Consider the following 15,316-nt stretch of genomic DNA (forward strand, 5'->3'; position numbering starts at 1 on the left):
ACGGCGGATTCCCGGGGCAATCTTGCCCACCTGCCTGTTCACAAGGATAGTCGGCCCAGTGGCGGTTTGTCAGCTGTAACGGTTATGACCCGGCATCACCAACTCCGGGTCGGCGGCCATGTTCGTAAATTCGCCGATCTCATTGAGGTCTCTTGGTACCATGGCAGCTCGCACCAGCTTACGAGTCGAATTGCCGGTTTTCGGATAGGCGGCCTGGCCGGCCCGCCAGGTAACCGGCATCGCAGGCGTGCCGATACGCTGATCGATCTGCCGCAACCGCTTGTACATGAAGGCATGCTGGCTATCTTCATGAGCTGGCACCAGGGCAAAGAAGGCGCTGGCCGAGTACCGGGCGAGAAACACCTGATCCGACATCTGATCACGCAATGCCTCGCTGATTTCCCTGACAACCGCGTTCAACGATTCATCACCCATTCCGGTGGCAAGTTCACGGAAGTTGGCGATGTCGAGGTAAATCAGGGCAAACGGATTGCTGCTGTCGTTGTCCCGGGCAAGGATATCCAGCAGACGTTGTTCCAGCGCTGACCGGTTGGGCAGGCCGGTGACGGCATCGGTAAAAGCGAGCTCTGCCACCCGTTTATCCTCTTCCGTCTTGAATTCCACAAGTGCCCGCTGATATTTCACATCCAGAACGGTCACCACCAGGGCAACGGCCAGCATGGCAATGCAGAAGACGGCCAGGGGTATTCCCATCCAGTTCCCCCGCAGGCCGTTGTCAGCTGCAGGCACGGCGCCCTCCGGAAAGGTCATCGCCATCATGCCTGTGTAGTGCATTCCACAGATTGCGGCAGCCATCGCCAGGGCGGCCACAAACTGGACCAACAGGGTGCCGGAGCCGTCCATACCCTGCAGCTTCCGGCAGAGGGCAAGCGCGGCTCCTGACGCAACAACGGCAATCGCGATTGAAACCAGCAGAAATACGGTGTTGAACGTCGGAGGCGCCGACATGCGCATGGCATACATACCCAGGTAATGCATCACCACAATACCGCTGGCCATGGACAGGGTCGCGCTGATGAACAAAGGCGCTCCCAAATGTTTACGCCCGATGATGTGGAGAGCAACACCAGACGCCAGCACGGCTGCGAGCCAGGAAACCGCCGTCATGATCACATCAAACGACATGGGAACACCCATCGGCATAGCCCGCATTCCGACGAAATGCATCGTCCAGACGCCGGTGCCCATCAGCAGGGCGCCGGCCAGAAGCCATTTCCGACGTTCGCCGGACTCCGCATTAACGAGTCTGGCACCGAAAAACAGGGCCGCATAAGCTGCCAGTACAGCAACGAAGAAGGATGCGACAACAAGGGGCAGATCATATTCGGACATCATTTGTGCAAACCTTTTATTGGTGTGTGCGAGCGGACCAGCTGTGACGTCTATCCGATTTTGGCCCGCATCGACGTCGAAATAGATACGGGCCAGTTGTGATCCGGGTCTCACTTTATTGTTGGCTTTATGTAACTGTTTCAGACATAAGCAGCGCTGACAGTGAACCCTGAACCCGATATGCTTCTGGCTCGTATTTCTCCCGGGTCGTTTTACGCGCAGGCAAGAGGACAAGTTATGGACATCGGCGATATGCGTCGTGATTTCGAGAGCGAGGGGCTGGATCGCGATGCACTGGACAACAATCCGGTGCAGCAGTTCCAGAACTGGTTTGAGGATGCCCGGGAAGCAGGCATTCTGGAACCCAACGCCATGTCGCTGGCGACCACGGGGCAGGACAGCATGCCAGACCTCCGCACGGTATTGCTGAAGTACTTCGACGAGCATGGCTTTGTGTTCTACACGAACTACGGCAGTCGCAAAGCGAAAGAGATGGAGGAAAATCCGCAGGCGGCCCTTTTGTTCCCCTGGATCGGACTGAACCGACAAGTAAGGATCCAGGGTGCCGTTGAGAAAGTCAGCAAGGCCGAATCCCTGCGCTACTTCGCATCGCGCCCCAGGGGCAGCCAGATCGGCGCGTGGGTTTCAGAACAGAGCAAGGCCATTACTTCCAGAGGTTTGCTCGAACAGAAGGTTGCGGAAATCAAGCGGAAATTCAGCGAAGGCGAAGTGCCCCTTCCCAGTTTCTGGGGCGGCTATCGCATCGTGCCCGAGCGTATCGAATTCTGGCAGGGCAGGCCCAGCCGGCTTCACGACCGTTTTGAATATGTGAGGAAAGGCGATGGCTGGCTCATCCAGCGACTTCAACCCTGAATCCCGGCCATCGGTCTGGCTGTGTCACCAGACCGATGGGCCCGAAATTGCCCACCCGCACTGGCTGACTGACTATGAACGCCAGACAGCGAGCAAGTTCAGCGGCCCCCGGGAACGTGAATACCTTTCCAGCCGATGGCTGATTCGTCAGGCCATCGGCAAGTCAGCTCAGGTGGCACCGGACCTCTGCTGCCCGGTATCCGGGCGCCCCAATGCATCCGGCACGCCCGAGGGCTGGCGACTGTCCCTCAGCCACAGCCAGGGCCTCTCCGCCTGTGCCACTCGATCAGGCTCACCCATCGGGCTGGATCTTGAGCCTTGCCAGCGTCATGCACAGTGGCAGAAAGTCGTGAAACGCTGGTTCTCACCCGTTGAGCAGGAATGGCTGTTCCGGGAAGACGACTCCAATACCTTCCTGAAGGTCTGGACCCTGAAAGAGGCGTGGCTGAAAGCCACGGGGCGGGGGATCGCCGGCAACCTGCAAACGCTCGAGGTGCGGAAAAATTTCGAGATCTACGGCGACCAGCCCGAGCAGGACTGGCAGGCAGCCTGTTGCTATATTGAAGGCTATCTGGTGACCGTGGTGTACCGGGGTAGTCGGCCCGTATGGCCGGAAATCACGCTGCTTGAACCGCCACCGCACGACTTTTCCCTGGTGAACGCCGAGCCTCTGGAGGCCTCCTGGGAGCCATTGTTCCAGCGCACGATTCGTCGAAAAAGCCCGTAATCCGAACCAGACACGAATAACGAAGGTCATCGTATGGAGAATGCTGAACGCTGCCCATGGTGTGGCGACGACCCGCTTTACGTGGACTATCACGACACCGTCTGGGGCCGCCCCGAGTATGACGACCTCGCCCTGTTCGAGAAGCTCTGCCTGGATGGCCAACAGGCCGGTCTGAGCTGGATAACCATCCTGCGAAAACAGCACAATTACCGCGCCGCCTACGACGACTTCGATCCGGAAAAGATCGTCCGTTACGACGAGGCAAAAGTCGAGGAACTGCTGTCCGATCCGGGCATCATCCGCAACCGGCTAAAAGTCAGATCGATCATCAAGAATGCCCGTGGCTATCTGGATTTGCGGGAACAAGGCGTCGGTTTCAGTGATTTTCTCTGGTCTTTTGTCGGCGATACACCGATCCAGAACCATTGGCGCGCCTTCTCCGAAGTTCCGACCACAACCGCGGAATCCGAGGCCATGTCCAAAGCTCTGAAGCGGTCCGGTTTTACCTTTGTAGGCCCAACCATTGTCTATGCCTTCATGCAGGCGACCGGCATGGTGAATGATCATCTGGTTCAGTGCCCACAACACCGGGAGTGCTATTTACTAAGCCAATGATCTCAATAGGCTGGGGGGTCGTAAGTTCTGGAGTGTTTCAAACCCCGGAGCTTTACTGTGCGAATCACCCTTGACCAACTCAGAAGCCTGCAGAGTCCGGTTATCGACCTGCTTGAGATCCTCTCGCTTGAAGGCCAGCACTATATGGCCCGCCTGAGTATGGACAACCAGACCCTGCTGCTCTCGGAAAAAAACGGCACTACCAGTCTGTTCCGCGGCGCCTGGCAGATTCAGGACACTCTGGCGTCGTTCGACATTCGGGAGACCCAGGTGGTCCACCCCTCCGCTTACCACGAAATGGTGGGAATGGAACCGACGGACGTCGAACCGATGCGAATCCGGGTGCAGAGGCAGAAACCGTGATTGCTGTAGCAAGACTTGCCATCCTCGTTGGCATTGCCGGACTGATTCCGTTTATCGGCCTCCTGGCGGGGCTGTATTTCATGCCACATTACAGCGTGGCGCTTCTCGGCTATTTCTATCTGTACAGCGCAGGCATTCTGGCTTTCATGGCGGGCGTCTACTGGCCAATTGCCATGCAGCTGGACAACTGCTGCTACCCGTTGTCGCCACTGATGACCATGTTACTCAGCCAGGTGTTCTTTGTTACCGCGGGGGTAGGACTGCTTTTGCCTGTTACCGGCCAGATTGTGCTGTATACAAGCGCCTATCTGGCGCTCTATCTGGTGGACGCCCGCTGGATGAAGGTGTACTGGCCAGCCTGGTATCTTCGCCTGAGACTGGTCCTCACCTCAGTCGTCGTGGTCTGTCAGCTTACAGCGGCCGCCTGGTTTCTTCTGCTGCACACTGCTCACTGAATCTGAAAGGGAATGCAGGAGCCTGATGTAGTTCAGGCTCCAAACGCGTCTTCCGGCGATTCGTAACGACTCTGTAGCTTCTTCAAGGCGGTCTTTTCGATCTGACGCACCCGTTCACGACTGATACCGAGATCGTCGGAAATCACCTGCAGAGTTTCCGGTTCCGGCAGTCCCAGCCCGTAACGACGCGACAGAATGTCCTTCTCGCGATCATTCAACTCGCTGAGCATCGACTTCAGAGTGCGTCGCCGATCTCTGTCCGACATCGAATGATCTGGCGCCATCTGATCGCCGGCGTCCAGGCTGTCTCCGAGGGTGACGGACCCATCCTCAACAAGGGGAACGTCGGTTGATAACTCTCGGGTCGCCAGCGCCCTCAACTCGCCGATCCTGGATGGGCTTGCCTCCATTTCGCGGGCAAGCTCGGATTGGGAGGGCGTCCGCCCAAGGCTCTGATGCATGCGCAGCGACACCCTGTGCAGCTGGCGAATTTCGTCAACCACATTTTCCGGTGTGTGCACCAGCCGGGTCCCACGCTGAAGACAGCGTTTGACCTCTTCGCTAATCCACCAGTAGGCATACGTTGAAAACCGGAATCCCTTGGTGGGGTCAAAACGCTCCACCGCCTTGATCAGGCCAACATTGGCGTCCTGGATCAGGTCCGACATAGGAATGCCGTGCTGCCCATAACGACGGGCAATGTGCACCGCCAGACGCAGGTTGCTCTGGATCAGCTTGCGGCGACAGGCGGTCGCCAGATGGAAAGCCCGGCGACATCGGGAAGAAAACGCACAAGCGTCTCCCAGGCTACCAATCACCTCACGAAACGTCTGCGGAGTGTCCTCCGGCAGTGCCAGTTCGGTACTGATGATTCGGTAACACAGTGTCAGTTTGCGGGAGAGGCGACGTTCAGCCTCGTCTGTCAGCAGTTCATACCGGGACGCATCCCTGAAGTACAGCCCGACCAGGGAATCCCTTTCACCATCGTTGGGCGTTGTCGGAGACGGTCCCAGCCTTTCGGTCGTTTGCATGGCTCAGGCACCGGTCAGAATTTACACCAAAGAATACGACGTGCTGTAGCTGATGGATTTACCGGGGCAGGGTCAGTAAAAACCCACAGGCGACACGGGCGGTCGGCTGTGGGTATCGTGCGAGGGGCTATAACAACTCAGGCTGCGACGATCGCATACTCATGGTTGTGGGGCTCGATCAGAACGCCATGCAGGGCAACGATGGTTTTCTCATAGTCGTCCTCATCCACCACAAACTGGATGTCCACCTGACGCATGCATTGGTGCAAAGCCAGCACGCTGATTTCTTCGTCGGCCAGCGCCTTGACCGAGCGAGCCAGAATGCCCGGAACCTTCATATCGCTGCCGATGGCGGAAACAACCGCCACCTTACGAGTGTTGATTTCGGCGTTGGGGAACTCTTCCTTCAGCGCCTTGACCACCCGCTTGACGTGTTTCAGGGTGCTGCCCACGTAATGGGTAATGGTGTTGGCGTTGGTGTCCTTGGACATGAAACGAACCTTGAAACGGCTCAGTACATCCAGAATCCGCCGGTCGGAACCGGGCTCGCCCTGCATATCCTGATCGAACACTTCCACCGCAAACACACCCTTGGCGCCAGCAATGATCTCCACCTGCGGCTTTTCACTGACGTAATCGCCGGTGATCAGGGTACCAGTATGATCCGGCTCAAAGGTGTTCATCACCCGCAGCGGAATCTCGTTCTGGCGCATGCCCTTACCAGCACGGGGGTGAATCGCTTCCATACCGAGGTTGGCCAATTGGTCAGCAACGTCGTAGTTGGTGCGCCCCAGGGGAACAACCTTGTCTGCGCCAACGATGTTGGGATCGGCGGAGCTCAGATGATATTCCTTGTGGATAATCGCCTCGCGGGCCTCGGTAATCACCGCCACCCGGCTAAAGGTCATCTCGCTGTAACCACGATCGAAGGTACGCATCAGACCTTCCTTGCACTGAGCGTAACCGGTCACGATTGGCAGCTCACGGGTGAGATCCACCGCATCGAAAGCCTGCTTGAGCTTCTCGTCCAGCGGCAGCAGCTCGTTATCGCGCCAGCCGGTCAGATCCACAAAGCGGGCGTTGATGCCTTCCTGCTGAAGCTTCAGGGCGGTGTTAAACGCACTGTGGGCCTCGCCGATGCCGGCCAGCATTTCGCGCACTGTCAGCAGATGCTCTTCCAACTGGAACTGACCGTAGGAACACAAACGTTGCAGATCGATCAGGCAACCGCGGACACCTTCAACACGGTCGGTGATGAACTGATCCGCCTGCTGCTTGAGCATCGGGTCTTCGAACAGCTCGCCGTTGATGTCGGTCAGGAACTTGACCAGTTTAGTAAGGTCGTCACCCCAGGCCCAGTCTGACTCGGCGTCAGCAAACAGCGCATAAACGCCCGGCTCACCGGTCTTCTTGTGTTCAAGCAACTCATTAGTCACACCGCCGTAGGCAGAGACCACGAAAATGCGCTGATACAGGTCGTCCTTCTTTCGATTACCGATAATGATGTTATCTCGGACGGCCTCGTAGTTACTCATCGACGTACCGCCGATTTTTTCAACGGTATGTAGTTGGCTGGTCATAGTTTTGCCTTTGCTATCCTGCAGCATGAATGTCGGGAGGTGCGGGCGTCTTACGACGCCTCGCTTAGCCCTTCCTGCATAATTTCGTCCACACTTTTCGCCAGCAGGGCCGCCCCTTTCTTGAGGTCTTCCTCGCTGGTCGTCAGCGGCATCAGGCACTTGATGACTTCATCATTCGGACCACTGGTCTCGATGATCAGGCCGTGCTCGAAGGCACGTTTGGTAATCGGGCCTGTGATGTCTGCGTGTTTTGCTTCAATACCACGCATCAAACCGCGCCCCTTCATTTTGAACTGACCGGGGTACTTGTCGCAAATAGACTGAAGAGCATCGCCCAGCACCTTGGTCTTGGCCTTCACCTCGTTGGCAAAGGCATCGTCTTTCCAGTAGTTCTCCACAGCGGCACGGGCAGTAATGAACGCCATGTTGTTGCCACGGAAAGTGCCGTTGTGCTCGCCCGGATCCCACACGTCCAGTTCCGGCTTGAACAGCACCAGGGCCATCGGCAGACCGTAGCCACTGAGGGACTTGGAAACCGTTACGATGTCCGGCTTGATACCGGCAAATTCAAAGCTGAAGAACTCACCGGTGCGGCCATTGCCCGCCTGGATATCGTCCAGGATCAGCAGAATATCGTGTTTCTTGCACAGCTCCGACAGACCTTTCAGCCATTCCGCGCGACAGGCGTTCAGGCCACCTTCGCCCTGAACCGCTTCGACGATCACCGCCGCCGGCAGTTCGAAACCGGAAGAGCCGTCGCTCAGCAGCTTATCCATGATCGCCAGGGTGTCGACATCGTCGCCCAGGTAGCCGTCGTAGAACATGAAATCGACATTGCCCAGGGGCGTGCCAACACCACCCCGGTGGTGCTTGTTACCGGTGGTGGCAACGGCACCCATGGTGACGCCGTGGAAACCATTGGTGAAGGAGATGATACCACTGCGGCCCTTAACCTTGCGGGCCAGCTTCAGGGCTGCTTCCACACAGTTGGTGCCGGTCGGGCCGGTAAACTGCATTTTATAGTCCAGGCCACGGGGATCCAGGATGTGCTTCTTGTAGGATTCCATGAAGTCGTGCTTGGCCGTGGTAAACATATCCAGGCCCTGGCTCACGCCGTCTGCCTCGATGTACGTCAGCAATGCCTTCTTCAGAGTATCGTTGTTGTGGCCGTAGTTCAGGGAACCGGCGCCGGCGAGAAAATCCAGGTATTCCTTGCCATCTTCGGTGTACAAATGCGCGTTCTTGGCGCGATTGAAGATAACCGGAAACGCACGGCTGTATACACGTACTTCGGATTCGGTCGACTTGAAAATTTCCATCGTCTTGCCTCTTAGCATGTCAGGTTCGAGGTAGATGCGCGGTGGCTTATCGAAAACTGCTGATGGGGTAGCGATAGGCCTACCGTGCGTTGATTAAAGCCCTTTGACAGACCTACCTCAGTGGTCCGCCGGCTAATTCAAATCACAGCTTTACAGTCGTTCACAGCCCTGCAACCGAGTTGCCGGGCTGATCCAGGACCGCGGCCCTCAGGCTGGCTTCGTGAAAGGCCCTATGCGCAGCAAGAACTCGGAATCGTGCTTGCCGCCAAAGTGGGTCTCTTTCTCGAAATGCTCGTGGTAGGTAAGCTCGGCTCCCATATCACGGGCGAACGAACGGAACAGCGCCCATGAGGCCTCGTTGTCCTCGGTGATGGTCGTCTCCATGTGGGTGACGTTCTTGCACGCATCACGACCAACGATTTCTTTCAGCATCCGTTTGGCCAGGCCCTGTCCACGGCCTTTCTCATGCACGGCCACCTGCCAGACAAACACGGTTTCGGGCTGTTGGGGAGGGATGTATCCGGAGATAAAGCCGACCAGATCGCCGTCCTTCTCCGCGGCCACGCCGGTTTCGGCAAAGTGGCTGCACTGCAACAGGTTGCAGTAAATCGAGTTGGGGTCCAGCGGAGGGCACTCTTCCACCAACTGGTAGAGCCTGAAGCCATCATCCTTCACGGGTGTCCGAAGCGTGATGGCGGTGGTATTCGATCCTTTTGTTGACATAGTGTGATCAGTTCGTGGCAAAAAGTTAGTGTTGAATTATATAGACCACAAAATATATTTCAAGTCAGGCCCGGAACCCGGCCAAGGCAGGATCAGACCCTCCTTTTCAGAATAGACCGAATCACAGCATCCGCCAGTGACAAATTGGTTAAATCAGGAAGCGAAAATCACATCGTCGGCACTCAGGGAAGTACCGTTGAGAATACGGTGCCGGTAGGACACAGCGGCAGGCGAGCCGGCCGGCCAGAGCCGGTCAAACTCCGGCAGCCAGGCCTCAAGGGGGAAGGGCACCGGCATCAGAGAGACATGCAACCCCTGGCGCTCAAGCCCGGAAACAGGCTCAGTGACGGGGCTCGAGAGGCCGATTCGGGTAATCAGCCCACGAGGATCAGAGCGCAGGTTGCCCATGCCTGCGGAGCCGTTGTTAACCACCACCCGACACCGCTCACCCACCAGCCCCGACCAGAGAACCGGTAGACAGGTGTGGGTGGAAGCAATCACGTCCGCTCCGGATGCCAGGAACCATTCTGAAAGCTTGTCGTTATTACCTCCGGTGAACGCTTCCTGGGCCAAGCCCCAACCGGCCAGGGACTCGGGATCCCCATGCACCACCAAAACCTTTAGGCCTCCAAAGATCAGGCATCGATACCGCGGCAGCAAGGACAAGCGACGCTGGATATCCGGATGTTCCCCGGCAATGCCCTGGAGCCGTTCCATGATCCGGTTCGACCGCTCCACCACTGCCTGATCGACAAAATCCGGATAGGCGCAGCCACAGCCGGCACCGGCACTGGGATTCGTCAGCTCGTAGTCCACATTTCCAAGGCTAACGGTATGGTCCAGCACCCGGTTGTTGATCTCCCGGAACAGTCGGTCACTGGCGTTGAACCAGTTAAAATCGCCATTGAACACCAGTTTCACCCGATGCCCCCGCCGCTCCTCCGCCAGCGCCATTTGCTCGATTTCATCAAGGGCCCAGGGATTCCCGTAAAGCCCTCCAATGATATACAGCACATCCTCCGAGACCGACCGGGGCTCCTGGCAAAGGACCTCGGCAGAGTACCGGTAGGCTAACGGACAGCTGCGGCCTTCGCTCATAGGCTCAGACCTCCCCCGCTGCCAGTGAGCGCCCGGCAAGGCGCCGGAGCAGCAGTGGCGCAAAGAAACCGGCCGTACAGATCAGAAAGCCGTAGGCATTCACACCCAGAAGCATGGCGTACTTGCCGTCGCCAATCGCCCAGTTTGACGGAATCAGCCCAACCGCGAGCAAGAGCCCAAGGCCCAGGCCAGTCCAGAAACTCAGATGAAAACTCCAGGGCGACCACTTGGTGAAACCGTAAAACAGGAACACCGGTGCGAGCCCCATGACCATCGTCCCGGAAATGGTGGTTGCCTTGAGGATATCGGTACCGGCAAACATGGGCAGGTTGCCCAGAAAGGCAAAGATCACCATCACAACCGCACCCACCCGCATGCTCGGCAGTTTGTCAGAGGCGCGCTTTGCGAGTCGAGGCAGATCCACCGCCAGCGACTTGGCCAGTGACGTGAAGGTCGAATCCAGGGTGGAACCGGCCGATGTCATCATCACCACGCTCATGAAGAACAACGCCGCCAGCCCCAGGGACTGACCAACTGCCGCAGGCGCATTGCCCATAACCTCAATGCCGTTAAGCCGGGCATGGACACCCACCAGGCTGAAGATGAACACCGCCACAAAGCCCAGCAGCCCGGCGACCACAAAGCTCCTGAGCATGGTCTTTTCCTTGTTCACAAACCCCCGGTCGGTCAGCACCGGATCATGGAACGGATAGCTGAACAGCTGCAGCAAAGCCACTAGCAAGAGATCAAAGCCGGCATTAAGCCGGAACTCACCATTGGTCAGCAGGGCGCTGGTATCGTTGGCCGGAATGATCAGGAACAGCACGGCCCCCACAAAGAACACAAACACAAAGGCCTGAATCACATCGGTGAAAATCGACGACCGCAGCCCGCCCTTCAGGCTGTAGGCGAGCGTAAAGAAGGTAAACAGCATCGCCGCCGCGTAATACTCCCACTCACCGGGCAGCCCAAAATAACCACCCACCACTGCGGTGTTACTCCAGACCTCGTTATACAGCCGGATCAGAATCGCAGCCGCAAACGCCAGACTCGCCAACCGCCCGAACCGCGACGTCAGAAAATCCTGCAGACTCTTGGCCCCGGTCTGAGTCCGGATCAGGTAGATGACATAGCCCGCCACAGGAATCGACAGCCAGTAACTGGCATAGGCCAGACCGCCCACCACACCATAAGCCGCACCCAGATTCGCCGCATTGGTCACCGACTTGGCAAAGATCCAGCTGATAAAAATACTCGCCGTCAGCGACCACTGGCCCACCGGGTTGCCCTGGTCGTCCGCGCCCTTATAGAACGAATTCGCGTTCTTGCTCTTCGGCGACAACACGTACATCACCACGCCGTAGACCAGCAAAAATCCCCAGAACAGGGAGGCCTCTGTGAAATTCATGTTCTCGTACCTTGTTCTTTGGTTCCGGGATTTCCCCCGGGGTTTCTGGTTTTGGTGCTTATCGGGGCAGGCCGGTAGAGGGTTCAAAAAACGCCCGTAAACCCATCCATGGGGGCTTTGGTCGCGCCGTCCTTGGCGCTCCACATTTTTTGAACCCTCTACCGGCCTGCCCCTTGTTTAACCTCAGTTCTGGTTTCCCCGACAACGGAGATAGCCTTCAAACCATTCTTCCGGCTCGTTATCTCGAACCTGTTTTTTTCTTTCTTTCCCACCAAGCAAACGAATGGCAAAGCCGCACCCGCGGTCTGGGTGGTGGGGATAAATTCCCCGCCGGAAAAAATGTCTGAGCGAAGCGAGTTGTTTTTCCAAGGAGAATTTATCCCCACCACCCAGGGCGCCAATGGCCAGCGATCAGTCCTGAAAGATCCCCAGCCGAAGCTTATGCAGGCGCCGAACAACTAGCCCCGAAGCGGTAACAGGAAAAACACCGGTGATGCCGCAACATAATGCGCTCATCCATGCTCTCGGCCAGCGTGCCACCCAGATCGTACTGCGGATCATCGTCCACCAGCGTGCAGGCATACACCCGAACCTGATCGCCCTTCTTCACCAGCATCCGCGTGTAGGTGCACATGAAATGGGAACGAGCCTCTTTGGTCGGATACTTCTCCATGCAGGTCTCGGTAATCTCCGGGCTGCCGTCTTCCGAACCTGGCGTACCCAGATCCGGAAATGCGGTGAATGCCAGGTTCTCCGGAATGCCCCACTCCCGGAAGATGTCACGGAAAGCCGCCTCGACATCTGCCGGAATTTCCTCCGGATCGCTCTGGCGGGCAATGGACACCTTGAAGCCCTGTTCAACCAGCCAGCGGATGCCCTGCAAGGCCTCATCAAAGCTGCCGTCACCGCGGTCCTTGTCGTGACGAGCCCTGTCCGGGAAGTCCAGGCTGACCCGGAAATGAATCGGGTAGGGGTTGTCCAGCAAAGGCAGCACCTGATGCTGGCGCTTGTGCAGCGGCTCCGTGGCGTTGGTCAGCACGAAGCAGGGCCGGTGCTGGCTGGCGTAATTCAGAATATTGACGAAGTCCCGGATCACGAAGGGCTCACCACCGGTGAAGGAGAACTGCTCCACGCCCATATCGATGGCTTCGTGGATAAACGGTTTCACATCACTGAGTTTCATGCCCGGAATGCGGCCGTCGCCAGGATGGGAGCCCTCCAGGCAGAAGGGGCAAGCCAGGTTGCAGGCGGTTCCTGTGTGGATCCAGAGTTCCTTCAGCCTGTCCGCGTCGATGTAACCCCGTGGGTCACCGTTGCGGGTGTGGGTCCAGCTATCACGGGCCCGGGGTTCCAGGACTTCCACGGCCGGAATACGGGTACTGCGGGCCGGTCTGGTTTCAATCAGGGGCATAGATGCTCCTCGGTGTTTTCGTGTCTTTGCCGCGGCGCCAGCCGTGCAGCTTTTCCAGCAATTTCAGAATGCCCGCCGGGGCATGAGCACGCTTCCATTCACCGGCGGCGTATTTGGCCGACTCATTCCAGGTCGGGTACGGGTGAATGGTGCCCAGGATCTTGTTCAGGCCCAGGCCGTGCTTCATGGCCAGGGTGAATTCGGCCAGGATTTCCCCGGCGTGGCTGCCAACCACAACGGCGCCCAGGATCTTGTCCTTGCCCGGCGGGGTCAGCACCTTGATAAAGCCATGGTCTTCACTCTCGGCAATGGCACGATCCAGATCATCCAGCCCGTAGCGGGTCACTTCGTAGGCCACGCCCTGCGCCTTGGCCTCGGCTTCACTGAGTCCCACCCGCGCCACTTCCGGCGAGGTAAAGGTCACCCAGGGCATCACCCGGTAGTCCACCTTGAAGCGCTTGAACTGACCAAACAGACCGTTAACTGCCGCGTACCAAGCCTGGTGCGCCGCTGCGTGGGTGAACTGGTATGGGCCAGCCACATCGCCGCAGGCAAAAACGTTTGGATAACGCAGACTCATATCTTCTTCCACCGGCACGGTTCCGTTCGGCAGAGTTTCCACACCAATCCGGTCCAGATTCAGGCCGGCGGTGTTGGCCGCACGGCCAACCGCTACGAGCACCTGATCGAAAGGAATGCGTACCCGCTCACCCTCGTGCTCGCAGTAGGCAACCTTCTCACCTTCCTCAATACGGAACTCGGCGGCGGAATGTTTCAACCGCACATCCACGCCGTCCGCCCTGAACTGATTCAGGACGAGTTCAGAGACATCCGTATCCTCCTTGGCCAATAGGCGCTCGCCCATCTCCACCTGGGTCACCTTGGTGCCAAGCCGGGCAAAGGCATGGGCCAGTTCGGAGCCAATCGGACCACCGCCCAGCACCAACAGACGTTCCGGCTGCTCTTCCAGCTCCCACAGGTTGTCGGACGTCAGCGGCTGCATGTCCTTGAGACCGGGGATCGGAGGTACGGCCGGCTTGCCGCCGGTAGCAACAACGATACTGCGGGCGGTAAGGCGCTCCGTGCGGCCATCATTGTGCCGAACCTCAAGCTCCCATGGCGACACGAAGCTGGCTTCGCCGGCGATGCAGTCCACACCCAGCTTACGGTAACGCTCCGGGGAATCGTGGGGCTCCACTTTCGCGATAACATCCTTGACCCGGTTCATGATGGTCTTGAACGAGCCTTTAACGGGCACCGATTCCAGCCCGTAACGGTTGGCATGGCGCAGGGTGTCCGCCGCCTTGGCGCTGCGAATCAGGGCCTTGGATGGCACGCAGCCGGTATTCAGGCAGTCGCCACCCATCTTGTGCTTTTCAATCAGCGCCACCTTGGCTTTCACTGCTGCGGCAATGTAGGCGGAGACCAGACCAGCAGAGCCACCACCGATGACCAGCAGGTTGTAATCAAAATGCTCGGGCTTCTGCCAGCCGGCATACACTTTACGGCGGCGAATAAAGCCCACCACAAACTTGGCAATCAAAGGGAACAGACCCAGCAGGGCAAAGGACAGCAGCAGATCAGCCGAAACGATGTCACCGGTGGACTGGATCTGGCCCAACTGGGTACCGGCGTTCACATAAACAAAGGTGCCGGGCAGCATGGCGATCCAGCTCACCAGGGCATAGGTGCGCAGCTTCATGGCCGTGAGGCCCATGGCCAGGTTGATCAGGAAGAAGGGGAACACCGGCACCAGGCGCAGGGTTGCCAGGTAGAAAGCACCGTCTTTTTCAATGCCCCGGTCCATTTTGGCCACCGTATCCCCGTAGCGCCGACGCAGCGTATCCCGCATCAGGAACCGGGCCACGAGAAATGCCAGGGATGCGCCGATGGTTGAGGCAACGGAGACGGCTGCCAGACCGTAGAGATTGCCGAAAAACGCACCACCGGCCAGCGTCATGATAGTAGCGCCTGGCAGAGAAAGCGCTGTTACCACGACATAAACAACGACGAAGCCCAGCACCGCAACCAACAGATTCTGATCAATCCAGTTACCGAGGGACTGTTGGTTTTCCTTCAAGTTCTCGAGAGTCAGAAGCTCGCTTCCGCCACTGGCAATAAACCCGACAACCACAGCCGCAATCAACGCGACCAGAATCCATTTCTTGAGTGTCATGAAATAATCCTTTCTACCTTGAACGTGATAACGAAGAGACACCTCAGCCCCGAAAGTGTTACATCAAACCGTGGACTCAGTGTTCGCTACCGGCTTACCGTTGTTGTACGTCGTTCGGCAACGCATTGTGTCAACGATTGCTCATGAATATCTAACAATTTGATTACACCCCCTACCGAATACG

General features: G+C 57.7%; 14 protein-coding genes. 5 read left to right on the forward strand and 9 right to left on the reverse strand.

Features of this window, described 5'->3' with window-relative positions:
* Positions 1 to 69: 69 nt before the first annotated feature.
* Positions 70 to 1,356: an MHYT domain-containing protein gene (locus ACWJ62_RS07550; RefSeq protein ID WP_449285624.1), complete on the reverse strand. Its 1,287-nt coding sequence runs from the start codon at positions 1,354 to 1,356 to the stop codon at positions 70 to 72.
* A gap of 234 nt (positions 1,357 to 1,590) precedes the next feature.
* Between ACWJ62_RS07550 and pdxH the strand changes: the two genes are divergently transcribed.
* From pdxH to ACWJ62_RS07575, 5 genes are read left to right on the forward strand one after another with little or no spacing between them, the layout of a single operon-like run.
* Positions 1,591 to 2,226: a pyridoxamine 5'-phosphate oxidase gene (gene pdxH / locus ACWJ62_RS07555; RefSeq protein WP_449285625.1), complete on the forward strand. Its 636-nt coding sequence runs from the start codon at positions 1,591 to 1,593 to the stop codon at positions 2,224 to 2,226.
* Complete coding sequence (locus ACWJ62_RS07560) at positions 2,195 to 2,953, forward strand: 4'-phosphopantetheinyl transferase family protein (protein WP_449285626.1); 759 nt, start codon at positions 2,195 to 2,197, stop codon at positions 2,951 to 2,953. The genes pdxH and ACWJ62_RS07560 overlap by 32 nt, the downstream gene beginning before the upstream one ends.
* Before the next feature lie 33 nt (positions 2,954 to 2,986).
* Entirely contained in the window at positions 2,987 to 3,568 is a 582-nt protein-coding gene (locus ACWJ62_RS07565; protein WP_449285627.1) for a DNA-3-methyladenine glycosylase I, read from the forward strand.
* Positions 3,569 to 3,625: 57 nt separating this feature from the next.
* Entirely contained in the window at positions 3,626 to 3,931 is a 306-nt protein-coding gene (locus ACWJ62_RS07570; protein ID WP_008176895.1) for a DUF6482 family protein, read from the forward strand.
* Positions 3,928 to 4,386 (forward strand): DUF3429 domain-containing protein, encoded by a 459-nt coding sequence (locus tag ACWJ62_RS07575; RefSeq protein WP_449285628.1) that lies wholly within the window; start codon positions 3,928 to 3,930, stop codon positions 4,384 to 4,386. The genes ACWJ62_RS07570 and ACWJ62_RS07575 overlap by 4 nt, the downstream gene beginning before the upstream one ends.
* Positions 4,387 to 4,418: 32 nt before the next feature.
* Here ACWJ62_RS07575 and ACWJ62_RS07580 read toward each other — a convergent pair whose 3' ends face one another.
* From ACWJ62_RS07580 to ACWJ62_RS07615, 8 genes are all read right to left on the reverse strand, one after another.
* Positions 4,419 to 5,417: a sigma-70 family RNA polymerase sigma factor gene (locus tag ACWJ62_RS07580; protein WP_449285629.1), complete on the reverse strand. Its 999-nt coding sequence runs from the start codon at positions 5,415 to 5,417 to the stop codon at positions 4,419 to 4,421.
* Between the two features lie 137 nt (positions 5,418 to 5,554).
* On the reverse strand, positions 5,555 to 6,997 hold the full coding sequence (locus ACWJ62_RS07585) for an aspartate kinase (RefSeq protein WP_449285630.1): 1,443 nt from the start codon (positions 6,995 to 6,997) through the stop codon (positions 5,555 to 5,557).
* 50 nt (positions 6,998 to 7,047) lie between these two features.
* Positions 7,048 to 8,316: a diaminobutyrate--2-oxoglutarate transaminase gene (ectB, locus tag ACWJ62_RS07590; RefSeq protein WP_449285631.1), complete on the reverse strand. Its 1,269-nt coding sequence runs from the start codon at positions 8,314 to 8,316 to the stop codon at positions 7,048 to 7,050.
* Between the two features lie 207 nt (positions 8,317 to 8,523).
* Positions 8,524 to 9,039 (reverse strand): diaminobutyrate acetyltransferase, encoded by a 516-nt coding sequence (gene ectA, locus ACWJ62_RS07595; protein WP_449285632.1) that lies wholly within the window; start codon positions 9,037 to 9,039, stop codon positions 8,524 to 8,526.
* Positions 9,040 to 9,192: 153 nt separating this feature from the next.
* Positions 9,193 to 10,137: a hypothetical protein gene (locus ACWJ62_RS07600; RefSeq protein WP_449285633.1), complete on the reverse strand. Its 945-nt coding sequence runs from the start codon at positions 10,135 to 10,137 to the stop codon at positions 9,193 to 9,195.
* Between the two features lie 4 nt (positions 10,138 to 10,141).
* Positions 10,142 to 11,545, reverse strand: a complete 1,404-nt coding sequence (locus ACWJ62_RS07605) for a sodium:solute symporter family transporter (protein WP_449285634.1) — start codon at positions 11,543 to 11,545, stop codon at positions 10,142 to 10,144.
* Positions 11,546 to 11,984: 439 nt separating this feature from the next.
* On the reverse strand, positions 11,985 to 12,956 hold the full coding sequence (locus tag ACWJ62_RS07610) for a radical SAM protein (protein WP_449285635.1): 972 nt from the start codon (positions 12,954 to 12,956) through the stop codon (positions 11,985 to 11,987).
* On the reverse strand, positions 12,943 to 15,132 hold the full coding sequence (locus ACWJ62_RS07615) for an FAD-dependent oxidoreductase (RefSeq protein ID WP_449285636.1): 2,190 nt from the start codon (positions 15,130 to 15,132) through the stop codon (positions 12,943 to 12,945). The genes ACWJ62_RS07610 and ACWJ62_RS07615 overlap by 14 nt, the downstream gene beginning before the upstream one ends.
* Between the last annotated feature and the right edge of the window lie 184 nt (positions 15,133 to 15,316).

It is taken from the genome of Marinobacter sp. PE14, from assembly GCF_053566155.1.

Excerpts from the sequence above, each read along its gene's own strand:
- ACWJ62_RS07560 (WP_449285626.1), top strand. The coding sequence starts at position 2,195 with ATGGCTGGCTCATCCAGCGACTTCAACCCTGAATCCCGGCCATCGGTC.
- ACWJ62_RS07610 (WP_449285635.1), bottom strand. The coding sequence starts at position 12,956 with ATGCCCCTGATTGAAACCAGACCGGCCCGCAGTACCCGTATTCCGGCC.
- ACWJ62_RS07565 (WP_449285627.1), top strand. The coding sequence starts at position 2,987 with ATGGAGAATGCTGAACGCTGCCCATGGTGTGGCGACGACCCGCTTTAC.
- ectB (WP_449285631.1), bottom strand. The coding sequence starts at position 8,316 with ATGGAAATTTTCAAGTCGACCGAATCCGAAGTACGTGTATACAGCCGT.
- ACWJ62_RS07605 (WP_449285634.1), bottom strand. The coding sequence starts at position 11,545 with ATGAATTTCACAGAGGCCTCCCTGTTCTGGGGATTTTTGCTGGTCTAC.
- ACWJ62_RS07580 (WP_449285629.1), bottom strand. The coding sequence starts at position 5,417 with ATGCAAACGACCGAAAGGCTGGGACCGTCTCCGACAACGCCCAACGAT.
- ACWJ62_RS07600 (WP_449285633.1), bottom strand. The coding sequence starts at position 10,137 with ATGAGCGAAGGCCGCAGCTGTCCGTTAGCCTACCGGTACTCTGCCGAG.
- ACWJ62_RS07550 (WP_449285624.1), bottom strand. The coding sequence starts at position 1,356 with ATGATGTCCGAATATGATCTGCCCCTTGTTGTCGCATCCTTCTTCGTT.
- ACWJ62_RS07615 (WP_449285636.1), bottom strand. The coding sequence starts at position 15,132 with ATGACACTCAAGAAATGGATTCTGGTCGCGTTGATTGCGGCTGTGGTT.
- ectA (WP_449285632.1), bottom strand. The coding sequence starts at position 9,039 with ATGTCAACAAAAGGATCGAATACCACCGCCATCACGCTTCGGACACCC.
- pdxH (WP_449285625.1), top strand. The coding sequence starts at position 1,591 with ATGGACATCGGCGATATGCGTCGTGATTTCGAGAGCGAGGGGCTGGAT.
- ACWJ62_RS07585 (WP_449285630.1), bottom strand. The coding sequence starts at position 6,997 with ATGACCAGCCAACTACATACCGTTGAAAAAATCGGCGGTACGTCGATG.